The sequence below is a fragment of the Brevibacterium permense genome (genome assembly GCF_025506275.1).
GTDB classification, from domain to species: Bacteria; Actinomycetota; Actinomycetes; order Actinomycetales; family Brevibacteriaceae; genus Brevibacterium; species Brevibacterium permense_A.
Genome location: NZ_QYCP01000096.1, coordinates 1 through 22,280 on the forward strand (window position 1 = coordinate 1; position 22,280 = coordinate 22,280).

The following is a 22,280-nucleotide window of genomic DNA, read 5'->3' on the forward strand; positions in this document are numbered from 1 at the left end:
CACCTGCACGCGCCTCTATGCGGCGCTCACGGCGCGATGCTGTCCCACGTGTCCCACCGACCCAACCACAAGGCAAGCGCCTCGCCGTAGGTCTCGGCGTCCAACAGCCTCGACGGCTCCACCAATGCCAGTCGGCTTAGCTGATCGAGCAGGCATTCGACAACGGTCTGATCCATATCTACGGTGCGCAGCTCACCGCCGAGCAAGACGCGCGTGTCCGGGTCCAGCCCGGCCAGCACCTCGACGGCATGGCCTAGCGTCGTCCCACCGTCGCCTATGATCGCCAGCTGCTCAACACCCTCAGGTGTGAGTAGCAAGCCTGCTGGCATAGAACACCCGCATTCCTCGGCGTGATGTTCGGTAAAGACGAAGAACCCATCGTCATCCACAGTCATTCACCTCTCGGTCATTCGGGCACCCGCGTGCCCGATGACTCGGAGCTTGCCACACTAGTGCCATCCTGTACACAAGTCACTAGTACTGGTCCGTCAAACTAAGGTGTACTCAAGATGGACACCTCGCCGGAATCGTCAGCCCAGTAATCACCCGTCCAACTAAGGTCGATAATCGCCGATTTGACAATGTCCATCCAAGGCCTAAGATGTTAGCTATACAGGATCACCGGCAGGGCGATCCGCCTAGACCATCGGAGTGAGAAACCATGACTGTATACGGGTATGCAAGAGTCAGCAGCCAGGACCAGAACCTCGACCGCCAGCGCGAAGCACTGGCAGACGTGGACATCCTCAGAGAAGAGAAGATGTCAGGCCGAAGCGTCGAGAACCGGCCCGTGTGGCAGAACCTCCTTGAGTTCGTCCAGGCCGGAGATACGATCCGGGTGAAGTCACCCGACAGGCTCGCCCGTAACACGGTCGACCTGCTGAGCATTGCGCAAGACCTATCCGACAAAGGTGTCTCACTTGAATTCGTGGACAGTCCCGAGATGAACGTCAGCACAGCACAAGGCGAGTTCATGCTAACCATCATGGCGGCATTCGCCCAATTCGAACGCGACATCTCCAAGGCCCGTCAACGCGAGGGGATCGCCGCCGCCAAAGAACGCGGCGTGTACTCCAAGCCCAGACCTAAGGCCAGGGCACTTACTGAGCAGCAGATCGCAGAAGCTCAGGAGCGGCGTGATGCAGGCGAGTCCGTCGCCGACCTCGCCAAAGCATACGGAGTTTCGCGACAGACGATGTACAACGTCACTCATAGCTGAGCGGACAGGCGGGGACCGAGGTGTCCCCGTCCCCGAGGCACCGGCTGCGCCGTTGCCGTGTGCACCACGAACAGCCCCGGCCACAGCGCCGGGGCTTTCGTTGTACCCGAGGCCGTGAGGACGGCCCGAACCGATAATTACAATTCGGTTGCGATACTGATTTGACAAGTCGTGGTATGGGGATTGCCGAGTGTGGTATAAGCCGACCGGCTATCAAATGTCTCCGGCGTAGGACACCTGCGCCGCCCGCCGCGTCGGTACGCGGCCACGGCGAACAGCCCCGGCAGGGCCTCGAGAACTTCCGCGCCAGCCCTTGACGTGACAGCGGGGGATCACATGGGGGATCGCGCCGGAACCCCCGGTGCGGCATAGATGCAGGTCAGAGGCGGTGCAAGGCAAGAAAAAACCGCTCACATGATGTGAGCGGCTCCTTCTGTGCTCCCGCGCGGGACTGGTCCCGGTGCTTGAGGAAGACGGATCAGCCGTTGGCCGTTGCGGTTCCTTCCGCGGAACCTGCATCCTCGGTCGGCATGTCCGACGGGGACTCGGACGGTGATTCCGACGGCACGTACTCGTTGTAGTACGGCAGGGTGTCGGTGAGGAGCTGGGTTTCGATGACCTTCTCTTCGCTGCCGTTCTTGACTGTGACGTTGACGAGGTCGCCGGGCTTCGCCTTGAGGCTGTCGACGGTGACGACATCCTTGGACGAGGTCTCGGGGCTCTTCGGGTCCTGGACGAAGGTGTCGCCGGCCTTGATCGATTCGCTCACCGTGGTGCCGGCGACCTCGATGGACACTTTGGCGGTGGAGTCACCCTTGTTGATGAGGGTGAAGAACAGCTGAGCCGGACCGGAGCTCTCCTGATCCGTGATGAGCATGAGCCCGCGGACCTCGATGTCGCCGACGGCTCCCGAGGCTCCATCGCCGCCGTTGTAGTGGTATTCGGCAGTCTGATGGGGAGACAGCAGGCTTGCACATCCGCTGACGGGGATAACGAGAGCGAGTGCGGCAACGGCGAGAGCCGCGCATTTGTGCCGTTTCATTATGCTCCTTGAAGTGGCAATACAAGATCAGTCTGTATACTACCCGGTTTTTGACCTGCTGTAGAACCGGGAGGTCGGAGCGGTCGAGGTTCTGCGACGCTCGGGCGCGTCGCGGTTGAAGTTTCGGTGAAGAGGCAGCGAAGTTCGGCCTGCATCGCGGTCGGTCGAGGTTCACTGCCGAGCTTCTCGGCAACGCGCCCTCTCTCGATGTACACGCTGGCAGAGGCGGCTGCCGGGCCGATCACGGCGAGTGGCAGGAGCGGAGCCTAGCATGAAGATTCGCTGCCCTGAACGATTTCTGTGGCGAGCCTCATGGTAAACTGGTATTCCGCGAAAGGGGTTTGAAGAGAATATGAGTTTCCAGGTCGGCGACACTGTTGTCTATCCACATCACGGTGCAGCGACAATCCAAGAAATCAAGAAACGTGCCATCAAAGGTGAGGAGAAGCTGTATCTCAAGCTCCAGGTCGCCCATGGCGATCTCGTGATCGAAGTTCCGGCAGAGAATTGCGATCTGGTCGGTGTGCGAGATGTCGTCGGTGAAGAAGGCGTTGAGAAGGTCTTCAACGTCCTGCGTGCCGAATTCGTCGAAGAGCCCGCGAACTGGTCCCGTCGGTACAAGGCCAATGTCGAGAAGCTGCAGTCCGGTGACGTGATCAAGGTAGCCGAGGTCGTCCGTGACCTCTGGCGCCGCGAGCAGGACCGCGGCCTGTCGACCGGCGAGAAGCGCATGCTCTCGAAGGCTCGCCAGATCCTCGTCTCCGAACTCGCACTGGCCGAGAAGAAGGAAGAGTCCGAAGCAGAAGCTCTGCTGGACGAAGTGCTCGCATCCTGAGCACCTGTGTCATCATCCCGGCCGCAGGGTCGGGATCCCGTCTGGGTTGCAATGAGCCGAAGGCTTTCGTCCGTGTGAACGGACGGACCCTTCTGGCCCGCAGCCTCGAGACGATCATCTCCTCGGGAGTCGCCTCCGCAATCGTGGTGGCCGCTCCCGAGGATTTTCTTTTGCAGGCGAAAGAAGAAATCGCCGAAGCGGCCACGCGGATGAACTGCGAAATTTCAATTACAGCCGTAGCAGGTGGCAGTAATCGCAATTCTTCGGTGCAAACAGCCTTGAAACTTAAGCAGGATGCGGAGTACGTTCTCGTTCATGATGCGGCGCGGTGTCTGACCCCGCCCGATGTGTTCACCCGAGTGGTCGCCGCGCTGCAATCCGGCGCCGAGGCGGTCGTTCCGGTTCTGCCGATGATCGATACCGTGCGGAGGGTCGTTCCGCACGGGGCCGTCGGTGCGGAACCGAGCGCAGGTGCAGGCACGGGCGCGGAGGGCGCTTCCGACGGAATTGTCGGGTCGATCCACGGTGTTTCTGGCGCTGAGATCACCGCGGATCGACCAGAAAATCCAGATTCAGCTGTGGCTGGGGGCTCTGGCGAGCGTGCAGTGGTGCGGGGCGACCTCGACCGGGCCGAGTTGCGACGGGTCCAGACGCCTCAAGGATTCCGTACCGAGGTGCTCCGGCGGGCCCACCACGAGTTCGCAGCCGACGGGGCTGGCTTGGCCGACGGCACTGTCGCGACCGAGAACGCTTGCCCAACCGATGGTGCGGGCTCGACGCCCTGGGCCGACCGGCTGGGCAGAGCGCTGCCGACGGACGACGCGGGGCTGGTCGAACGCCTCGGCGTCCACGTTGTCGCCGTCGACGGTGATGAGGAGGCGCTGAAGATCACTTATCCGCTCGACCTCGTCCTTGCGGAACAGCTCGCCCGAATGCGTGACCGAGCTGAAGTCCACGGAGCAGATGCGTTGGATTCGGCGAAGGAGCCACGATGAATCAGGTCATTCCCCGTATCGGTACCGGTGTCGATGTCCATGCTTTCGCCGTCGATCCCGCGCGCGAGTTGTGGATTGCGGGACTGCTGTGGCCGGGCGAACGAGGGCTCGAAGGACACTCGGACTCCGATGTGGCCGCCCATGCCTGCTGCGACGCGCTGTTCTCCGCCGCGGGGCTCGGCGACCTCGGTGAGCACTTCGGGGTCGATCGTCCGGAATTCGCCGGTGTTTCGGGTTCGGTGCTGCTCGCCGAGGCGGCTCGCATCGTGCGCGCGGCGGGTTTCGAGATCGGAAACATCTCCGTCCAGGTGATCGGCAATCGACCGAAGATCGGCACGCGCCGTGCTGAGGCCCAACAGGTGCTGTCGGCTGCTGCCGGCGCACCTGTGTCGGTCTCGGGCACCACCTCTGACGGACTCGGACTGACCGGGCGAGGCGAAGGAATCGCCGCCATCGCCACCGCGCTGATTCATCCGACCTGATTCAACAGCTCTGAACCACAAGTATCGAGTCAAACGCACTTCTCTGTTCGGACCGAGTCAGGTGCGCCGAGGAAGGAACAAGCAGTGAGAGTCCTCTTCCAAGGAGCCGGCGCCATCGGCATCGCCGGGGCCGCGCTCTTCACCCATGCCCATGAGGTCGCCGTCGTCTCCCGCACGGCTGGTCCCAATGGGCGGACGGCCTTTCCGCGGCGAGTGAGCACCTTCGACCCGACGTATTCGGGCCGGGTGGGAGTTGGACACGGCGGATGCAGGGAAGGAAGCGGGCGAGACGGAGGCAACAACGGGGGAGAAACCGAGGGAGAAAACGGGGGCGAAACCGGGCGAGAAACCGAGGGAGCTGAAGGCAGACAAGCGAGCGCGGGCAATGGTTGGTCGGTGACTAGCGTGGCCGCGACTCGACGGGTGACGATCACAGACTGGGCTGCTGCTGCCGCTGATGGCAGATGGGACCTCATCGTGCTCACGACTCGGCCGGATGATCTCGACGCAGAGGTGGTCTCGGCGATTCGGGACATCTCGCCCGCGTTCATTGCGACGACAAGCCAGGTCGAGGGAGACCTCGAGCGAGCACAAGCAGTTTTCCCCGGCACTCAAGCGGTCATATTCGGACCCGCGTTCCTGTCCGAGCGACTGGACCCAGGCGCGCCGGCTGAGGTTGTGCGTGCTGAGGGTAACCGTGCCAGGGAGACCGACAGAGGTATGAGTACAGAGGGTACCCGGGCCGAGGAGGCCGACGGAGGTGTGCTCACAACCGGCGGTCTCGACGGAGTGGTCGTCAGAAAGGCCGAACCCGGGCATGAAGTGACGTTCTGGGCACCTGCAGGTGCGCCCCGGTTCTTCGTCGCAGGCCCGTCGACCGCGGTGCGTGCGCTTGTCGGCAGGCTGGGGCGACTCGTACTGCCGGTGCCGATGAAGGCCGTGCTTCTGCCGCCGACGGTGTTCATTCCCTTCGTCGCCGAACTCAGCGTCCGCAACGGCAGCTGGGTCGCACTGAAATCACACCTTGACCGCCCTGCGAAGGCTGCGAGCGAGGCCGTGCGGACCCGCCTCGGGGTGCGGGTTCCCGTGTTCGGTTCCGCCGCGCACGTCGTGCTGGAAGCAGTCGAGAGGATCGTGCCGATCGACGTGACGAACTATGCGGGCAGGCACTTCGCCCGGCACGTGGGCCAGACGCGGGACATGCTCGCCGGCTGGGCGGAATCGGCAGATTCAGCCCACGCCCTGCGGGAACTCGTTGCGGCATTGGACGCACTTGTCGATTGAGGCTCGACGAGCTCAGATGCCTGCATCGGACGAAGGCTGCGACCGAACAACCGGCCGCGAGGGAGATCGCCGCAGTCCGGCGGCGGGGGACTGCCGCGGTCCGGGCACGGATGCCGACAGCCGCCTCGGTGGCGGTGAACGGCGGGCTCAGACCTTCGCGTTCGGGTGACGCTTCGTGACGATGAGGCCGATGAGGTAGAGCGCGACGACGAAGATGAGTGTGCCGACGATCTGGAAGCGCACGGATTCGACGGTCAGGCCGAGTCCGATGATCACAGCGATTCCGGCCAGGGTGACATACGACAGCCAGGGGTAGCCCCACATGCGCAGCGGCAGGGACTGGCCGGCCGCCTCGGCGCGACGACGCAGAACGATCTGCGATACGAGGGTGGCGACCCAGGTGACGATGAGCGTGGAACCGACGATGTTGAGCAGGACCCCGAGGACCTCGGCGGCCCAGAAATAGTTGAGTGCGACGGCGACGAAGCCGAACGCCGAGGTGGCCAGCACCGCAGCCACTGGCACACCGCGGCGATTGGTGCGGCCGAGCCCGCGCGGCAACATGGACCGCTGCGACATCGAGAAAGACATCCGGGACGCACCATAGATGTTCGCGTTCATCGACGACAGCAGCGCGATGACGATGACCGCGGCCAGCAGAGAAGCGATGAACGGCAGACCTGCGGTCTCGAGGACGGCTACGAACGGGGACTCGGCCAGGCGCTCGTCCGTCCACGGCAGGACGAGGACGATGATCGCCACGGACCCGATGTAGAGGAACAGGATGCGCCACACGATCGTCTTGATCGCCTGGGAGACGCTGCGTTCGGGGTTCGCAGTCTCGGCCGCGGCGACTGCCACGATCTCGATGCCGCCGAAGGCGAAGGCGACGACGAGCAGACCGGCGGCGATGCCGGAGATGCCGGTGGGCATGAATCCGTCAGCGAAGATCTGCGCGGGAGGTTCCGCCGGTGTCCACCCGAACAGGTAGGCGACGCCGAGGACGACGAAGAGGACGACGAAGGCGACCTTGATGAGCGAGAACCAGAACTCGAACTCACCGAAGCTGCCCGAAGTGGTGAGGTTGATGGCCGTGAAGACGAGCATGATCGCCAAGGCGATGACCCACTGGGGGACAGCCGGAATATAGGAGGCCGCGATCTGTGCGGCGGCAGTGGCCTCAGCGGCGACGACGAGGCACAGCTGGACCCACCACAGAGCACCGACGGCGAAGGCCGCGGCCGGGCCCATGGCCTTGCCCGCATAGTGCGAGAACGCACCCGGATTCGGATCGGCGGCGACGAGTTCGCCGAGAGCCCGCATGACGAAGATGACGATGAGACCCGCGACGACATAGGAGATGAGCACGGCGGGACCGGCCGCCTGCACTCCGGCACCGGAGCCGACGAAGAGACCGGCGCCGATCGCCGAGCCGAGGCTCATCATCACCAAGTGGCGGGGCTTCATCCCCACCTTGAGGCCATTGGACGTGGCGGCAGAAGAGCCGGCGGCCGAGGCAGACGCTGACTCGGCGGGCTGTGAAGACTGTGATTCAGGCACCCGACGAGTCTATCCGCCAGGGGCGGAATGCGCAGACGCGGGTCGCGGACCCCTGTGGGTCGCGACCCGCGTCTGCGAGTTGCGCTGGTCGGTCAGAGCCTGACCGTAGGCAGGTCGGCTATGCGATCTGCGTCTTCGCCGGCGAGCGGTCTGAGCCTGGCCTGCGGCGGCTCAGTGGCCGCGTTTGATCCAGTCCTCGAGGGCCGGGCTCTCCGCGCCGATCGACGTGGAATCGCCGTGCCCGGTGAGCACGACGGTTGCCTCGGGCAGTGGGAAGAGCACGTCGCGGATCGATTCGATGATCGTCTCGAAGCTCGAATAGGACCGTCCCGTGGCTCCGGGGCCGCCGTTGAACAGTGTGTCTCCGGAGAACAGCACCGGACCGACAGCCCGTCCCGCACCGGCCGATGCCGGAGCCGGCAGGCCGGTCTCGACGAAGAAGCACGTCGAACCGGGGGAATGGCCGGGAGTGTGCAGGGCCTTGAGTTCGATTCCGCCGACGGTCCAGGTGTCGCCGTGGGCGATCTGACCGTCGGGACGGTAGTTCTCAAAGGTCATATCCCACAGCACATAGTCATCGGGATTGAGGTACACGGTGGGGTTGCCCACTCGCTGTGCGAAGTCGCGGACGACGCGCACATGATCGTCGTGACCGTGCGTGAGCAGGATGGCCTTGACGTCTCTGGATCCGACCGCCTCGGCGATCGCATCGACATCATGGGCCGGGTCGATGACGATGACCTCGGAATCATCGCCGATGATCCACACGTTGTTGTCGACGTCGTGCGTCTCTCCATCCAGGGAGAACGTGCCTGACGTGACGAGATGTTCAATAGCAGTCATTACAGTTCCACCACCGATCGCAGGACTTCGCCCTTGGCCATCTTCTCGAATGCTGATTCGACATCGCCGATGCCGATGCGTTCGGACACGAACTTCTCGAGCGGGAAGCGCCCCTGCTGATAGAGGTCGACGAGCATCGGGAAATCGCGGTCGGGCAGGCAGTCGCCGTACCAGGAGGACTTGAGCTTGCCGCCGCGGCCGAATACGTCGAGCAGCGGAACCGTGAGCTCCATCTCCGGGGTCGGCACACCGACGAGGACGACGGTGCCGGCGAGGTCACGACCGTAGAAGGCCTGCCTCCATGTAGCGGGGAGTCCGACGGCGTCGATGACGACATCGGCACCGAAGCCTCCAGTGCGCTCCTGGATCGCTGCGACGACCTCGTCCTCGCTCATGCCCTTCGTCGACACCGTGTGCGTGGCACCGAAGTCGCTGGCCCAGGACAGCTTCTTCTCATCGATGTCGAGAGCGATGATCGTGTTCGCCCCGGCCAGAGCCGAACCGGCGATCGCCGCGCAGCCGACACCGCCGGCACCGATCACGGCCACGGACTTGCCGCGGGTGACCTCACCGGTGTTGATGGCGGCGCCGATTCCGGCCATCATTCCGCAGCCGAGCAGACCCACGACTGCCGGGTCAGCCTCGGGGACCTTCGTGCACTGGCCAGCGGCGACGAGCGTCTTCTCGGCGAACGATCCGATGCCCAGAGCGGCCTCGAGCTCGGTGCCGTCGGGCAGCGTCATCTTCTGCGAAGCATTGTGGGTGTCGAAGCAGTACCAGGGCTCGCCGCGCTTGCAAGCACGGCAGTCGCCGCAGATGGCGCGCCAGTTGAGGATGACGAAATCCCCGACCTCGACCTCGGTGACCCCGTCACCGACCTCGGAGACGACACCGGCGGACTCGTGGCCGAGCAGGAACGGGTAGTCGTCGCTGATTCCGCCTTCGCGGTAATGGAAGTCCGTGTGGCAGACGCCGCACGACTTCACATCGACGATGACCTCGCCCGGACCCGGGTCCGGGATGACGATGTCGGTGAGTTCGACTGGGGCTCCCTTGCTGCGGGAGATGACGCCCTTGACTGTCTGTGGCATTGCGTCTCCTAAATGTCTTCGGCGACGGGGTCCGACTGGTGGGAGCACCCGACGTGGACTGAGCGCACCCCCAAACGGGGTGCTCACAGCCCCCACCCTAGCCAAGCACGCTGGGCTCGACCAGTGGCGGAACCGGTGGTGAGACGATGCGCTCTACATGGGCGGGACGAAGGCGTCACGACGAAGGCGGCCCGATGCGTGGGATGCATCGGACCGCCTCGGCGAGGGTGAGCCGATCCACGTCGCCTAGGCGGCGCTGCGGATTCGACTCGACCGGACGCGATCAGGGGGGTGGGGTTCACCCCGGCATGATCAGTCGGCGACGTCCTCGTCGGGGTGCTTGCGCAGGTGCAGCATGGCTGCGATCAGGCCGCCCCAGACGGTGACCATTGCGATGACCATCATGACGATTGCTGAAGTGCCCATGTCAGGCTCCCTTGTTCTCGGTGCGGAGGTTCTCTTCTGCGACGGAATCGGCGATCGCCGCTTCCATCTCATCAATGGTCTCTTTGGGCCATCTGATGAGGGTGAGGATGATCGAGCCGACGACGAGCAGCCCGATCATGCCCCAGCCGTAGATGCCGGTGATGAGCGGCGGGTAGCCCTCGTAGCCGTCGGAGACGAATGTGATGATCTGCGTGATGAGCATGTAGACGAGCACCACGCCGGTGATCGAGATGAGCGTCATCCAGATCGGACCGAGCCTGAAGCTCGAGACCGCGTTGAGGTGACGACTGAAGACTGGAAGCTTCCGCAAGGCCCACCCGACGACGACGATCGACAGGATCGCCGAACCGACGATGCCGACGTTGTTCGCGAACGCATCCATCGTGTCCAGTGCATACAGGCCGGTGATGGTGGGCATGAGCAGAATGGAGACGACGGCCATGGCGCCGACGATCCATGCTGTTGAGGCCCTGTTGCCGACACGGAACTTGTCGCGCAGCGCCTGGATGGGCACCTGGATGATCGAGATCAGCGAAGTGAGTCCCGCGAAGACGAGGCAGGCGAAGAAGACGAATCCGAAGATCCCGCCGCCTGGCATCTCGGAGATCAGCGTCGGGAAGCCGACGAAGGCCAGGCCGATGCCCGAGGAGGCCACATCGGCGACCTCGACGCCCTGTGCCGTGGCCATGAAGCCCAGTGCAGCGAAGATGCCGATACCGGCGAGGATCTCGAATGCGGAGTTCGAGAAGCCGACGACGAGGCCCGAACCGGTGAGGTTCGTCTTCTTCTTCAGGTACGAGGCGTAGGTGATCATGATGCCGAACGCGATCGACAGTGAGAAGAAGATCTGCCCGTAGGCCGCGATCCATACGGCCGGATCGGTCAGCGCTTTGAAGTCCGGAGTGAAGAGCGCATTGAGTCCCTCGGCGGCACCGGGCAGGAACAGCGACCGGACGACGAGAGCGAGGAAGAGGATGATGAGCAGCGGGATGAAGATCTTCGAGAAGTTCGCGATGCCGTTCTGCACACCCATCAGAAGGATGGCGAGGACGACGACCCAGACGATGATGATCGGGATGAGCACGCCGGGTACGAACTCGAGCGATATTCCCGGGTCACCCATCTTGAGGTATTCGCCGAAGAAGAAGCCTTCCGAATCGTCACCCCAGGCCTCGGTGAGTGAGAAGAACATATAGGAGCCGGCCCAGGCGATGATCGCGGCGTAGTAGATGCCGATGACGATCGCGACACCGGTGGCGAACCAGCCGATGGGCTCGGCGCCCTTGTGTGCCATTCTGTGGGCCAGCGGTGCCGATCCGCGCGAACGGTGCCCCATCGCGTAGTAGAAGAACAGCAGCGGGATGCCTGCCGTCAGCAGTGCGACGAGGTAGGGGATGATGAACGCGCCGCCGCCGTTTTCATAGGTGACATAGGGGAAGCGCCAGATGTTGCCGAGGCCGACCGCCGAACCGATGGCCGCGAAGATGAACGCGCCGCGGGAGACGAAGACCTCCCTCTGGGGTGATGACTTGGGTGACATGATGTCCTTTCTTGACCGGTCGCGGATCGTCGCGACCGAGTGTGGCCACCGAAGTTTCGTCTGTGAGAGCGGTGGCCCGGTATGAAGTCCGAATGGCGAGAAGGACTCTCGAGTCGAGCTTCATTGCTTGATCCCATTTTACTGGGAATTCACTGTGCGATGTGCCGCGCATCACGTGAGCCGCATAACAGTCTAGTATCGAATTCTCAGAAACAGCGAACGCTCCCCGGCCCGGTAGACTTGGGGCGTGACTATTTCGCTCTATAACACCGCCAGCCGCACGACCGAAGAACTGCGCCCCGTCAACGACGGTCAGGTCGGTATCTATGTCTGTGGTGCCACGGTGCAGGGCGAACCCCATATCGGCCACCTGCGGTCGGCCTCGGTGTTCGACACTCTGCGCCGGTGGCTGCTCTACAGCGGCTACCGGGTGACCATGATCCGCAACGTCACCGACATCGACGACAAGATCCTGTCGAAGTCAGTCGAGGAGGGACGGGAATGGTTCGCTCACGCGTATAAGTACGAACGCGCCTTCACCGCCGCCTACGATGCGCTCGATGTGCTGCCGCCGAGCAGCGAACCGCGCGCGACGGGGCACATCACCGAGATGATCGAACTCATCTCCCGCCTCATCGAGGCCGGGCATGCCTACCCCGCGCTCGACGGCAGCGCCGATGTCTACTTCGACGCCGCCTCGTGGAGCGAATACGGGGCATTGACGAACCAGAAGCTCGAGGACATGGAGCTGTCCGAGGGCGCCGAGCTGCGCGGGAAGAGGGACGCCCGGGACTTCGCGTTGTGGAAGGCACACAAGGACATCGAGCCGGCCACCGCCTCATGGCCCTCGCCGTGGGGACGGGGCAGGCCGGGCTGGCATATCGAATGCTCGGCCATGTCGACGAAGTACCTCGGGCCGAACTTCGACATCCACGGCGGCGGACTCGATCTGCGCTTCCCGCACCACGAGAACGAGCTGGCGCAGTCCCGTGCCGCCGGGGATCGGTTTGCGAACATCTGGATGCATTCCGGCCTGCTCAACGTGGGCGGGGACAAGATGTCGAAGTCCCTGGGCAACTCGGTCTTCGCCTCCGACCTGTTCGACACGTTCAGCCCGCTGGCGGTGCGCTACTTCCTCACCGGAGCCGGCTACCGGTCGATCCTCGACTTCTCGAACGAAGCGATGGAACGCTCGGCGGCCTCACTCGAACGACTCCAGAACTTCCTCCAGCGCGCTCGTCAGACACTCGGAGCGGACGCACCGGCACTGCCGGACGTCAGCGACGCCTACGCCGGACGCAGCGTCGACGTCCCCGCCGAGTTCGCCGCCGCCCTCGACGACGACCTCGGCGTGCCGCGTGCGCTGTCCGTGGTCTTCGCCTCCGTGAGTGAAGGGGCGAAGCTCCTCGACTCCGGTGCTGATAGGGCGGGGCTGGCGCGGATCGTCGCCGAGGTGGAGCTCATGCTCGACATCCTCGGTGTCAATCCCAGCGCTGCGGTCTGGGCCGGATCGGCGGCCGACGCCAAGGCGGAATCTGCGCTCGACTCCCTCGTGGCCGCCATGGCCGAGCGTCGGGCCGAGGCGAAGGCGGAGAAGGACTTCGCCACCGCGGATGCCCTGCGGGACGAACTGGCCGCGGCCGGCGTCGTCATCGAGGATACGGCCGACGGATACCGCTACCACCTCGGCGAGGGCTGAGGGCGACGATTTTCGGCCACGGCCACGGGCACGAGCTCGCGGCTCCAACGTATTTGAAGGAATCAGATGGCTTCCAATCCCCGCTCCGGCGGTTCGAAGAAGGGCCCGACCAAGGGGTCGGGCGGTAAGAACAAGCGCGGCCTGCGCGGCAAGGGACCGACGCCGAAGGCCGAGGACCGCGTCTACCACAAGGCACACAAGGCCGCCCAGCAGCGCAAGACCTCGAACGCCTCGGCTCAGGCGAAGCGGAAGAAGAAGGAGCTCGGACCGAATATGGTCGCCGGGCGCAATTCGGTCCTCGAAGCTCTGCGCGAGGGCGTTCCGGCCACCGCGATGTACGTCTCCGGACGCATCGACTCCGACGATCGGGTCCGCGAATCCATCACTCTCGCGACTCAGCGCGGCATCTCGATGCTCGAAGCGAGCAAGCCCGACCTCGACCGGCTCACCGATGACGCGATCCACCAGGGCATCGCCCTGCAGGTCCCGCCCTACGACTACGCCGATCCCTCCGATCTGCTCGAATTCGCGGCCGACCGTGCCGAGACGCCGCTGCTCGTGGCCCTCGACGGGATCACGGATCCGCGCAACCTCGGTGCCATCGTCCGGTCGACGGCGGCCTTCGGCGGTCACGGAGTGATCATCCCCGAACGTCGCGCCGCCTCGATGACGGCCGCTGCGTGGAAGACCTCGGCCGGCGCCGCATCGCGAATCCGCGTGGCACAGGTGGTCAACCTGGCCAGGGCGATCGACGAGCTGAAGAAGCAGAACGTCTTCGTCGTCGGCCTTGACATGGACGGCGACGTCGAGCTGCCCGAGCTGACCTTCACCCGCGACCCGCTGTGCATCGTCGTCGGCTCCGAAGGCAAAGGGCTGTCGCGGCTCATCGCGGAGAAGTGCGACCAGATCGTGTCGATCCCGATCGCCGCGACCACAGAGTCCCTCAATGCGGGCATCGCCGCTGCCGTGTCCCTCTACGAGGTGGCCAGAGCCCGCCGCCCCTGACCCCTCTTACTACCTGACGGCGGCCCAGCAACCTCGCGCGAGGTTGCTGGGCCGCCGTCAGGTAGCAATTAGAGGGTGGTGCGGTAGGCGTGTTCGCTGAGGTGGCCGACGACCGAGTGGCGGCGGCTGTAGGTGAAGTAGACGATGGCGCCGACGGCCATCCACGCACCGAAGACGATCCAGGTCCGCCCGCCGAGGTTGACCATGAGGAACGCGCACGCCACGGCTCCCAGCGCGGGCACGACCGGCCCGAACGGAACCTTGAATGAGCGCTCGAGGTCCGGTCGCTTGAACCGCAGGTAGATGACGGCGATGTTGACCAGGCAGAACGCGAACAGGGTGCCGATGCTCGTGGCGTCGGCGAGTTCGCCGAGCGGAATGAACGCCGCCGTGATGGCTACGAGGCCGCCGACGATGAGCGTGCCGACCAACGGGGTACCGGTGTGCTGGGAGACGCGGCCGAAGATCTTCGGCACCATTCCGTCCCTGGCCATCGTCAGCAGGATCCGCGACTGACCGTAGAGCACGGTGATGACGACGGAGAAGATCGCGAGCACCGCGGCCACAGCGAAGAGCAGCACCGCGATATTCGACCCGGTGATCTCCTCGACGATCTGCACCAGCGGAGCGTGAGCGCCGTCGAACCACTGCCACTGCCGTGCCCCGATCGCTGTGACGGCGACGAGGACGTACATCGAGGTGACGATGAGCATCGAGAAGATGATCGCCCGCGGCAGATCCCGGCGCGGATTCTTCGCTTCCTCACCGGCCGTGGACGCGGCATCGAAGCCGATATAGGAGAAGAACACGCTGGACGCGGCCGCCGTGACACCGGCAGCTCCCATCGGCAGCATCGGCGCGAAGTTGCCGGCCTTGAACGCGGTGAACGCGACGATGGCGAAGAAGACGAGGATGCCGATCTTGACGAAGACGAGAATGGTGTTGACGACACCGGATTCGCGGGCACCACGCATGAGCAGCACGGTCGCCAACGCCACGACGACAAGGGCCGAGACGTTGATGATCCCGTCCGGATTATCCGCCAGGCCCGGCCCTGTGGTCAGGGACGCGGGCAGTTCGAGGCCGAAGACGCGCAGGGTCTCGTTGACGTAGTCGGCGGCGCCGACGGCAACCGCCGCGACCGAGACCGCGTATTCGAGGACGAGGCACCAGCCGCAGACCCAGGCGACGCCCTCACCCAGGGTGGCGTAGGAATACGAGTAGCTCGACCCGGACACCGGCACCATTCCGGCCATCTCGGCGTAGCTGACCGCTGACAGCAACGCGGTGATTCCGGCGAGAACGAAGGCAAGCCACACGGCGGGTCCGGCCACAGGCACGGCCTCGCCGAGGATGACGAGGATTCCCGTGCCCAAGGTGGCGCCGACGCTGATCATCGTCAGCTGGAAGACGCCGAAGGTCCGCCGCAGCCCACCCTGCTGCGCGGACTGCGCATCGGTGTGGGCCTCGGCGGTCATGGCGCTGATCGACTTGCGTCGCCCCAGCTGCCGCAGGACTCCTATGGGAGCGTGCGTCGGCGGGGTGGACGGTGTCTGCGAAACGGTCATCTGAATATTCTTGCATAGCAATGAATATTGTCTCGCCGAGCTTCCGCATGATCACGGGCGAGACCGCCGGACAGCGTCGCGGATCTCACACGGCGACGGCGGAGATCCGCCGCCACGGGCTGCGATGTCAGGGACGACGAGCCGCTGCAACCGACGGCCCGAAGGCCGCCGTGCTCACACGTCGGGGGTGAACCGGCCGTCCTGCGCCATCCACCCGCCGTCGACGAGCTGCGAGTGCCCGGTGACATAACTCGAGGCGTCCGAGGCGAGGAACAGAACGGGACCGGCGATCTCGTGCAGGCGGCCCCAGCGGCCCAGGGCGGTCTTGTCCGCATACGCGTCCCACCACTTCCCGTCGGCCTTGATCTGCTGTGTCAGGGGAGTGTCGAAGGGGCCGGGCAGGATCGCATTGACGCGCACGCCCTTGCCCCCGAGCTCGCTGGCCATCGTCTTCGTCAGCTGTACGACCCCGGCTTTAGCGGCCGCATAGATTCCCTGGCCGGGTTCGATGGCCAGCGCCCGGAATGAGGCGTAGGTGACGATCGACCCGCGACCGCGTTCACCCATCTCCCGGCCGAAACCGCGCATCAGCCGGTACGTGCCCTTGAGGTTGATGTCGATGACCCGATCGAATTCGTCATCGGTGGTGTCGACGAGGCGTTTGCGCACGTTCGCTCCCGGTGTGATGACGAGGATCTCGGCATCGGCCCAGGCGTCCACGAGTGCATCGACGGAGGCCGTGTCCGTGATGTCGACGGCCACCGCCGTGGCGGTCCCGGCGTCGGATCCGCCGTCGTCGGCTCCGTGGGCAGCGGATCCGGAACGGCGAGCGGCGATGAGGGCGGCGGTCTCCTCGGCGCCGGTGAGGTTGAGATCGGCGACGACGACGTGCGCCCCCGCATCGGCGAGCCCGATCGCGCTGGCCTGCCCCAGTCCGGAACCGGCCCCGACGACGACTGCTGTGCGGCCGCTCAAGTCGAACAGGGACGGGACCGACGGGTTGTTCTCGTTCGTGGGCATCGGCTCATTCGTCGACATCGGGAATCCTTCCGGACGGGGTTCGGTGCCGGAGCGACATCGGTGTCGACTCCGTGGACTTCAAAGGTATGCCCGCCGAGGCGGTCCCGCCGTTCCCGTTTCACCTTGTGGAACATCCGTCGAGGTGGGCGCGCGCCGAGGCGGTTCCCCGAGGTGGCTGCGGACGACCGGTGCGGTCAGGGCCGCCTCGGGGAGGGTGTCAGAACTTCTCGCTGTCGACGTAGCGGATCTCGTCGGGGAGGTTCGCCAGGTAGTCGACGATGAAGTAGGCGATGGCCTCCATTGTGGGGATGTCGCGTTGGCGGGCGCGCGCCATGGTGCGGCGGTGCTCGGCGAATTCGTAGAAGATCTGCCCGGGCTCGAGTTTGCGGGTGAGATTCTCCGGGATCGCCTGGATGAGGGGTTTGTACACCTCTTCGAGCCAGCGGCGGGCGGCCTGCGATTCGTCGAGTTCGTCGAATTCGGCGATCTCGGGAGCCGAGCGGAACGAATCGAGGTCGTTGAGCATCGCCCTGGCCTGGTTCTCGTTCGCGCCGATCCCGGTCAGGCGCAGCAGGCGCCTCGAATGATGATTGGGTTCGACGACTTTCGGGGACACGAGGAGGCTGAGGCCGTCGAGATCGGTCGTCACGGTCAGCTCGCCGAGGTCGAAGCCCAAATCGTTGAGGCGGCGGATGCGCTCGTCGATGCGCCAGCGTTCGTTGGCGCTGAATTCCTCGACCCGGGTCAGCTCCGCCCAGAGGGCGTCGTAGGATTCGCAGAGTCGCTCACCGGCCGCCAGCGGATCGGTCTCGGGAGCGACGAGACCGGCGGCCTGCAGGTCGAGGAAGTCTCCGGCGATATTCATCCGCGCGATCCGCAGGTCCATGTTCCGCTGCCCGTCGGAGAGCTGGTCGTGCAGCTCTCCGGTCTCGGCATCGACGACGTAGGCGGCGTAGGCATCGGCATCGCGACGGAAGAGCGTGTTCGACAGGGATACGTCGCCCCAGTAGAAGCCGACGAGGTGGAGGCGGACGAGCAGCACGGCCAGAGCGTCGACGAGGCGGCCGCCGGTGTCCTCGGCCAGGTCGCGTGAGAACAGGGCGCGGTAGGGCAGGGAGAACTCGAGATAGGCGGTGATGAGCGCGCCCTTGAGCGCCTCGCCCGATTCGGTCCGGCGGCGCCCCACGACGGCGCGGGGTTCGACGAGGGGGACGTCGAGGTTGCCGAGGGCACCGAGGATGTCGAACTCACGCAGGGCCTGCGCGTCGTCGGTCTCCTTGATCGCGAGCACTTCGTCACCGATCTCGACATAGCGCACGACGTGGCGGGAGATGCCGCGGGGCAGACCGCCGAGCAGCGTCTCCGGCCACTCGGCCAGGGGCAGGTGCCAGGGGAGTGCGGCCACGGCCGCATGATCGGCGTTGCGGACCGTGTGGATCTCCGGTGAGGGAGCGGCCGCGCCGACCGATGCGGCTGCGCTATTCGGCGTCGTCGCCGACGGTGAAGCCTGTTCTGACGGGTCCGGCGGGGGCAGGGTTCCCGGCACGGCTCAGGAGTCCGTGTCGGAGACCGAGGCCACCAGCGCCTCGGCGAGGTCGGGTGTCTCCACGCCGATGAGCCGTCCGCGATCGAGGAAGGCGATCCGATCGCCGAGGACCTTCGCATCCTCGAGATCGGAAGTGGCGTAGATCGTCGTCAGCCCGAATTCCTGCTGCAGCTGCTTGATGAGCGCTAGGGTCTCCGCCTGCTGCTCGGGGACGAGATTGACCACGGGCTCGTCCATGATGAGCACCTTGGGTCGGCGCACCACGGCACGCGCCAGGGCCACGGTCTGGCGCTGCAGTTGGGTGAGGTCGCCGGGAACCGAATCGAGGATGTCGCTCAGCCCGATCTTGTCCATCACGGATTCGACGCGTTCCTGAATCTCGTCGGCGGGCAGGCCGTCGACGCGCAGCGCAAAGCCGAGATTGTCGCGCACGCTCAGATGCGGGTAGAGCGCGTAGCTCTCCAGGGCCAGGGTGACATCGCGGTCGTTGACGGCGGCGTGGGTGATATCCGCGCCGTCGATGAGGATCGTGCCGGACTTCGGGGTCTCAAGTCCGTGCAGCATCCGCAGGATCGTCGACTTGCCCGACCCGCTGGGTCCGTAGAGGACGAGGAACTCTCCGTCATCGACGAAGAGATTGAACGGGTGGACGGATTCGGACGTCGTGTTCTCGTAGACATGACTGAGGCCATTCAACGACACCGTTGACATAAGTCCTCCTAAAACTTCTGAATAACTCCGTGAGCAGCTGGTCGTCGGTGACCCGGCAGGGATGCTCAGTCACTCTCATCCTAAGGGGTGGATGGTTGGGGCGCTCTGTGAATTCGACAAAGCGTAGAGTGATTCTCAGCACGATGGCTGTGCGCCGACGCATACCGCGGCGTACACCCTGCCGGATGCGCCGACGCATACCGCGGCGCGAAAGTAGACTGACTCGTATGAAGGTCACGTTGGACGAGGTCGCCGCCAAGGCCGGAGTCTCTCTGGCCACGGTCTCCCGGGTGCTCGGTCGCCGCGGTGCCGTCGCCGAGTCGACCCGGGCGAAGGTGCTGGAGGCGATGAGCGAGCTCGGCTATTCGCGCTCGACCCTGCTCCATGATGCGCCGAGGCGGCTCGTGGCAGTCAGCGCTCCCGGCAATCCCGAACATTGGCAGGTCCAGGTCTGCACTCGCGTGGCCAAGGCCCTGCAGGATCATGATCTCCTCGTCACTCGCCCGCTCGTCGAAACTGACCCGGAACCGCTGCAGACCGCAATCGACGCGGGCGCAGTGGCCCTGGTGACCACGACTATGACGAGTCTGAATACGGAGATCCCCTGTATCCGCGTCGCCGAACAGTCCGCCACCGAGGAGGCCGACAGGCCCGGGACGGGTGTGGCCGTGACAGCGGCGGCAGGGGCGCATGGGGCCGGGGCAGCGCCGACAGCGTCCGGTGTGACCGGGACCGGGCCCGGCAACGCCGATGTCATCGCCGCGCGCCTCGACCTCGGCGGTGGGATGACCACGGCCTTCGAACATCTGCGGGCGATCGGCCATCGGAGGATCGGGCTGATCTGCAACGACAGCGGTGAACTGGCCGTCCAACTCATCCGCCGCTTCCTCGCCGAACATCCGGCCAGAAACCTCGGGCTCAACCTCGAGGACTGGATCTCACGGGTGCCGAAGTCGTTCTCCGGCGGATCGCGTGCGGTGCTCGAACTCAAGGATGCGACCTGCACAGCGGTGATCGTCCAGTCCGCGCTGCAGCTGCACGGTGCCCTCCACGGACTGCGGAATCGGCATCTGCAGGTGCCGCGGGACATGTCGGTCGTCGGGTTCGGCGATTCCCCGACGATGAAGTTCACGGGCCCGCCGGCCACGGTGCTCGGCCTCGACGTCGAGGGGCTGTCGAATGCCCTCATCGATGCGACGCTGCAGACCCTGCGGATCTCGACGACGGGTCTGCCTTCGGTGCCTCCGGTGTTCCGTCCTCGACTCGTCGCCCGAACCTCGACGACGGCGGCTCGCCAATGAGCGAACACCTGCCCGAGCACCGGCACGTCCGTCTCGCCGAGATCGCCGGCACCGCCGGGGTTTCGAAAGCCACCGCCTCACGAGCTCTGCGTGATCCCGAATCGGTGTCGGTCGCCTCGCTGGCGAAGGTGCGGCAGGCCCTGGCGATCCTCGGCGCTGCCGGGCAGACCCTGTACGCCGAATCCGGCACACGGGAAGGATCCGTTGCTGGGTCCGGTACAGGATCCGCCTCGTCGCTCATCGCGCTCATCAAACCCGCGGTGTCAGCAGGCAACGTGGACCCGTATTCGCGGCTAGCGGAGATCCTGACGAACCGGATGTTCGGGCTCGGCATCGCCGTCGTCCACATCGAGGCCATCGCCGAACGCAATGAGGCCCTCCTCGAGACGATCCTCGGCAGCGAACACGGCGGGCCCACGATCTCCGGAGCCATCGTCGTCGGCGGCGGTGCCGCCGGTGTGCTTGCGGGGATGCTCGCCGAACGCGGGCTGCCGCTCATCCGCATTTCTAATGCCCGCCACGACGACGGGATCTCGCGCATCTACCTCGACGCGACCGGCGGAATCGAGACCGCCGTGGCCCACCTGGTCCACCTCGGTCACAAACGCATCGGGCTCGCCGTGCTGCGCGATTCGGCTGCCCCGGCCCGCATCGCCGGCTTCCGCAGATCAATGGCAGGGATCCTCCACATTCCCGCCACCCGAGATCAGGCCCCCGTCGTCGAGGCTGCCGGCGGAGCCATGGCCGGAGTCGCTGCCGCCGAGGAGCTGCTCGATCTGCGGTGCACCGCTGTCATCGCCTGCGCCCCGTCCCTGTCCTTCGGCATGCTCGAGGCCGCCCAGCGGCTGCGACTCGACGTTCCCAGGGACCTGTCCCTGCTCACGGTCGGCGACGTCCCCGACGCCGATGTCGTCCAACCGCCCCTGTCGCAGGTCGTCTACGATTGGGCGACCGTGGCGCAGTCGGCGATCGACGAGATCCGCGCGATGATCGCCGCCGGTGATGCGCGCGTGCATGTCGACTACACGGTCGACCCGGACCTCGTCCTCCGGGCCAGCGCCGTGCCCCCGCAGCGCCGCTGATCTCGGGCCTCGATCGCGATCATCCTCGCCGAGGCGGCTCGACCTCAGCCGTGGACGGTGCGGAGGAATTCCGTGCGTTCGGCAACGAGGCGGCCGAGCAGTTCGGCCACGGCCGCAGGATCGGCGATCCGCCATGAAGCGCGAGTCGGGGCGGACCCGACCTTGACGGTGAGACCAGCGTTCAGAGCGCGGGAGTCCGTGAGTTCGTCGAGGGCCGCGAAGGCATCCTCATCGGTGACGTCGTCGCCGAGGTAGCCCATTGCCGTCGGTTCGCCGGCACGGGCGAGCAGCCGGATGCCATCACCTTTCGTCGCCTGTTTGACGGCGAGTTCGGTGATGTCGTGGCCTTCGATGACACGGATGTCCGGGAACTCCTCGGTTACCTCGGTGGCGTGTTCATGGAGGGCCGCAGCGGCCTCGGGGGCGAGTCCGCGAGTGTGGACCGTCCGCGAATAGGGTTTGCGCTCGATGAGGAAATCAGAGGCGACGTCGCCGCCCGAGTCGTTCGCGCCAATCGTTGCGGCCGAACCCAACGTGGCCGCGGCCGAACCGGGGCGTTCATCAGCGCCCGGAAGAGTGTGTTCGAACGCGTCGAGGTGTGTGTCGATGGCGGCGAGCATCTCCGCCTCGGCCGAAGTGAGCTCGGGGGACCGGCCCACTGCGGCGTCGGGATCGCGATCAGCGTCGGTGCCGAGCTCGGCCTCCGCGCCGTGCGAACCGATCAGCCACGCTGAGTCCGGCGCCTCGGACAGGCGTCGCAGGGTGGCGATATCGCGTCCGGACACCAGCGCCACCCGAGTGCGCGGCACACCGGCAAGTGCCGCGATGGCCGAGGCCGATTCGGGGACCATCCGGGACGTCGACGGATCGTCCTGAAGAGGCGCGAGCACCCCATCGAAATCCAAGGCCAGCAGCAGCGAATCGGCGGTGGCGAGATCACGCAGGGCCACCTCGGCGGTGGCGGAGGGGGCAGGACCGAGCTCGGTCGGCTTCGATGTCACTGTTCTTCT

At 65.4% G+C, this 22,280-nt stretch carries 22 protein-coding genes; 10 read left to right on the forward strand and 12 right to left on the reverse strand.

Annotation, left to right across the window (positions count from 1 at the left end; all coding sequences use genetic code 11):
- Nucleotides 1-26 precede the first annotated feature (26 nt).
- The gene (locus tag D3I60_RS17610) at nt 27-395 is read right to left on the reverse strand and encodes a hypothetical protein (RefSeq protein WP_262778029.1); all 369 of its coding nucleotides are present in this window, start codon (nt 393-395) and stop codon (nt 27-29) included.
- A gap of 266 nt (nt 396-661) precedes the next feature.
- Here D3I60_RS17610 and D3I60_RS17615 point away from each other — a divergent pair, with 266 nt between their 5' ends.
- Nucleotides 662-1,219, forward strand: a complete 558-nt coding sequence (locus D3I60_RS17615; RefSeq protein ID WP_262778031.1) for a recombinase family protein — start codon at nt 662-664, stop codon at nt 1,217-1,219.
- Between the two features lie 478 nt (nt 1,220-1,697).
- On the opposite strand, the gene D3I60_RS17620 is transcribed toward D3I60_RS17615, so the two are convergent.
- A complete protein-coding gene (locus D3I60_RS17620; protein ID WP_262778032.1) occupies nt 1,698-2,261 on the reverse strand; it encodes a hypothetical protein in 564 nt (187 codons plus the stop codon).
- Nucleotides 2,262-2,613: 352 nt separating this feature from the next.
- Between D3I60_RS17620 and D3I60_RS17625 the strand changes: the two genes are divergently transcribed.
- The 4 genes from D3I60_RS17625 to D3I60_RS17640 all read left to right on the forward strand — a co-directional run bounded on the left by D3I60_RS17625 (nt 2,614) and on the right by D3I60_RS17640 (nt 5,857).
- Nucleotides 2,614-3,096, forward strand: coding sequence for a CarD family transcriptional regulator (locus D3I60_RS17625; protein ID WP_025779034.1), 483 nt, complete (start codon nt 2,614-2,616; stop codon nt 3,094-3,096).
- A gap of 14 nt (nt 3,097-3,110) precedes the next feature.
- Nucleotides 3,111-4,091 (forward strand): IspD/TarI family cytidylyltransferase, encoded by a 981-nt coding sequence (locus tag D3I60_RS17630; RefSeq protein ID WP_262778493.1) that lies wholly within the window; start codon nt 3,111-3,113, stop codon nt 4,089-4,091.
- Nucleotides 4,088-4,573, forward strand: a complete 486-nt coding sequence (gene ispF / locus D3I60_RS17635) for a 2-C-methyl-D-erythritol 2,4-cyclodiphosphate synthase (protein ID WP_262778036.1) — start codon at nt 4,088-4,090, stop codon at nt 4,571-4,573. Before D3I60_RS17630 ends, ispF begins: the two co-directional genes overlap by 4 nt.
- Nucleotides 4,574-4,657: 84 nt before the next feature.
- Nucleotides 4,658-5,857: a hypothetical protein gene (locus D3I60_RS17640; RefSeq protein ID WP_262778037.1), complete on the forward strand. Its 1,200-nt coding sequence runs from the start codon at nt 4,658-4,660 to the stop codon at nt 5,855-5,857.
- A gap of 147 nt (nt 5,858-6,004) precedes the next feature.
- On the opposite strand, the gene D3I60_RS17645 is transcribed toward D3I60_RS17640, so the two are convergent.
- The 5 genes from D3I60_RS17645 to D3I60_RS17665 all read right to left on the reverse strand — a co-directional run bounded on the left by D3I60_RS17645 (nt 6,005) and on the right by D3I60_RS17665 (nt 11,338).
- Nucleotides 6,005-7,324 (reverse strand): amino acid permease, encoded by a 1,320-nt coding sequence (locus D3I60_RS17645; RefSeq protein WP_276584737.1) that lies wholly within the window; start codon nt 7,322-7,324, stop codon nt 6,005-6,007.
- Between the two features lie 264 nt (nt 7,325-7,588).
- On the reverse strand, nt 7,589-8,260 hold the full coding sequence (locus D3I60_RS17650) for an MBL fold metallo-hydrolase (RefSeq protein WP_262778040.1): 672 nt from the start codon (nt 8,258-8,260) through the stop codon (nt 7,589-7,591).
- Nucleotides 8,260-9,351: an S-(hydroxymethyl)mycothiol dehydrogenase gene (locus D3I60_RS17655; protein WP_262778042.1), complete on the reverse strand. Its 1,092-nt coding sequence runs from the start codon at nt 9,349-9,351 to the stop codon at nt 8,260-8,262. The genes D3I60_RS17650 and D3I60_RS17655 overlap by 1 nt, the downstream gene beginning before the upstream one ends.
- 312 nt (nt 9,352-9,663) lie before the next feature.
- Complete coding sequence (locus D3I60_RS17660; protein ID WP_152346846.1) at nt 9,664-9,777, reverse strand: methionine/alanine import family NSS transporter small subunit; 114 nt, start codon at nt 9,775-9,777, stop codon at nt 9,664-9,666.
- A gap of 1 nt (nt 9,778) precedes the next feature.
- On the reverse strand, nt 9,779-11,338 hold the full coding sequence (locus D3I60_RS17665) for a sodium-dependent transporter (protein ID WP_262778044.1): 1,560 nt from the start codon (nt 11,336-11,338) through the stop codon (nt 9,779-9,781).
- A gap of 247 nt (nt 11,339-11,585) precedes the next feature.
- On the opposite strand from D3I60_RS17665, the gene cysS reads away from it, so the two are divergent.
- Both cysS and rlmB read left to right on the forward strand, forming a co-directional pair.
- Nucleotides 11,586-13,037 carry a cysteine--tRNA ligase gene (gene cysS, locus D3I60_RS17670; protein ID WP_262778046.1) on the forward strand — a complete coding sequence of 484 codons (1,452 nt, stop codon included), beginning with the start codon at nt 11,586-11,588 and terminating at the stop codon, nt 13,035-13,037.
- A 66-nt stretch (nt 13,038-13,103) separates the two neighbouring features.
- Nucleotides 13,104-14,042, forward strand: coding sequence for a 23S rRNA (guanosine(2251)-2'-O)-methyltransferase RlmB (gene rlmB / locus D3I60_RS17675; RefSeq protein ID WP_262778047.1), 939 nt, complete (start codon nt 13,104-13,106; stop codon nt 14,040-14,042).
- A 68-nt stretch (nt 14,043-14,110) separates the two neighbouring features.
- Here the strand turns inward: rlmB and D3I60_RS17680 are convergent, their stop codons facing one another.
- Nucleotides 14,111-15,610: an amino acid permease gene (locus D3I60_RS17680; RefSeq protein WP_262778049.1), complete on the reverse strand. Its 1,500-nt coding sequence runs from the start codon at nt 15,608-15,610 to the stop codon at nt 14,111-14,113.
- Nucleotides 15,611-15,630: 20 nt separating this feature from the next.
- Here D3I60_RS17680 and D3I60_RS17685 point away from each other — a divergent pair, with 20 nt between their 5' ends.
- The gene (locus D3I60_RS17685) at nt 15,631-15,801 is read left to right on the forward strand and encodes a hypothetical protein (protein ID WP_262778051.1); all 171 of its coding nucleotides are present in this window, start codon (nt 15,631-15,633) and stop codon (nt 15,799-15,801) included.
- On the opposite strand, the gene D3I60_RS17690 is transcribed toward D3I60_RS17685, so the two are convergent.
- From D3I60_RS17690 to D3I60_RS17700, 3 genes are all read right to left on the reverse strand, one after another.
- Nucleotides 15,785-16,648, reverse strand: a complete 864-nt coding sequence (locus D3I60_RS17690) for an SDR family NAD(P)-dependent oxidoreductase (RefSeq protein WP_262778052.1) — start codon at nt 16,646-16,648, stop codon at nt 15,785-15,787. The two genes, D3I60_RS17685 and D3I60_RS17690, sit on opposite strands and share 17 nt — an antisense overlap.
- 199 nt (nt 16,649-16,847) lie before the next feature.
- A complete protein-coding gene (locus D3I60_RS17695) occupies nt 16,848-18,035 on the reverse strand; it encodes a DUF4032 domain-containing protein (protein ID WP_262778053.1) in 1,188 nt (395 codons plus the stop codon).
- Between the two features lie 144 nt (nt 18,036-18,179).
- Nucleotides 18,180-18,887, reverse strand: a complete 708-nt coding sequence (locus D3I60_RS17700; RefSeq protein ID WP_262778055.1) for an ABC transporter ATP-binding protein — start codon at nt 18,885-18,887, stop codon at nt 18,180-18,182.
- Between the two features lie 227 nt (nt 18,888-19,114).
- Between D3I60_RS17700 and D3I60_RS17705 the strand changes: the two genes are divergently transcribed.
- Nucleotides 19,115-20,188 carry a LacI family DNA-binding transcriptional regulator gene (locus D3I60_RS17705; RefSeq protein WP_262778057.1) on the forward strand — a complete coding sequence of 358 codons (1,074 nt, stop codon included), beginning with the start codon at nt 19,115-19,117 and terminating at the stop codon, nt 20,186-20,188.
- Nucleotides 20,185-21,270, forward strand: a complete 1,086-nt coding sequence (locus D3I60_RS17710; protein WP_262778059.1) for a LacI family DNA-binding transcriptional regulator — start codon at nt 20,185-20,187, stop codon at nt 21,268-21,270. The genes D3I60_RS17705 and D3I60_RS17710 overlap by 4 nt, the downstream gene beginning before the upstream one ends.
- Nucleotides 21,271-21,314: 44 nt before the next feature.
- Here D3I60_RS17710 and D3I60_RS17715 read toward each other — a convergent pair whose 3' ends face one another.
- Nucleotides 21,315-22,271, reverse strand: coding sequence for a trehalose-phosphatase (locus tag D3I60_RS17715; RefSeq protein WP_262778060.1), 957 nt, complete (start codon nt 22,269-22,271; stop codon nt 21,315-21,317).
- Between the last annotated feature and the right edge of the window lie 9 nt (nt 22,272-22,280).

Coding starts and splice junctions, on each gene's coding strand:
- D3I60_RS17610 (WP_262778029.1), bottom strand. CDS start 395: ATGACTGTGGATGACGATGGGTTCTTCGTCTTTACCGAACATCACGCC.
- D3I60_RS17665 (WP_262778044.1), bottom strand. CDS start 11,338: ATGTCACCCAAGTCATCACCCCAGAGGGAGGTCTTCGTCTCCCGCGGC.
- D3I60_RS17615 (WP_262778031.1), top strand. CDS start 662: ATGACTGTATACGGGTATGCAAGAGTCAGCAGCCAGGACCAGAACCTC.
- D3I60_RS17700 (WP_262778055.1), bottom strand. CDS start 18,887: ATGTCAACGGTGTCGTTGAATGGCCTCAGTCATGTCTACGAGAACACG.
- D3I60_RS17650 (WP_262778040.1), bottom strand. CDS start 8,260: ATGACTGCTATTGAACATCTCGTCACGTCAGGCACGTTCTCCCTGGAT.
- D3I60_RS17705 (WP_262778057.1), top strand. CDS start 19,115: ATGAAGGTCACGTTGGACGAGGTCGCCGCCAAGGCCGGAGTCTCTCTG.
- D3I60_RS17645 (WP_276584737.1), bottom strand. CDS start 7,324: ATGAAGCCCCGCCACTTGGTGATGATGAGCCTCGGCTCGGCGATCGGC.
- rlmB (WP_262778047.1), top strand. CDS start 13,104: ATGGCTTCCAATCCCCGCTCCGGCGGTTCGAAGAAGGGCCCGACCAAG.
- D3I60_RS17685 (WP_262778051.1), top strand. CDS start 15,631: ATGAATATTGTCTCGCCGAGCTTCCGCATGATCACGGGCGAGACCGCC.
- D3I60_RS17660 (WP_152346846.1), bottom strand. CDS start 9,777: ATGGGCACTTCAGCAATCGTCATGATGGTCATCGCAATGGTCACCGTC.
- D3I60_RS17710 (WP_262778059.1), top strand. CDS start 20,185: ATGAGCGAACACCTGCCCGAGCACCGGCACGTCCGTCTCGCCGAGATC.
- D3I60_RS17625 (WP_025779034.1), top strand. CDS start 2,614: ATGAGTTTCCAGGTCGGCGACACTGTTGTCTATCCACATCACGGTGCA.
- D3I60_RS17620 (WP_262778032.1), bottom strand. CDS start 2,261: ATGAAACGGCACAAATGCGCGGCTCTCGCCGTTGCCGCACTCGCTCTC.
- D3I60_RS17655 (WP_262778042.1), bottom strand. CDS start 9,351: ATGCCACAGACAGTCAAGGGCGTCATCTCCCGCAGCAAGGGAGCCCCA.
- D3I60_RS17690 (WP_262778052.1), bottom strand. CDS start 16,648: ATGTCGACGAATGAGCCGATGCCCACGAACGAGAACAACCCGTCGGTC.
- ispF (WP_262778036.1), top strand. CDS start 4,088: ATGAATCAGGTCATTCCCCGTATCGGTACCGGTGTCGATGTCCATGCT.
- D3I60_RS17680 (WP_262778049.1), bottom strand. CDS start 15,610: ATGACCGTTTCGCAGACACCGTCCACCCCGCCGACGCACGCTCCCATA.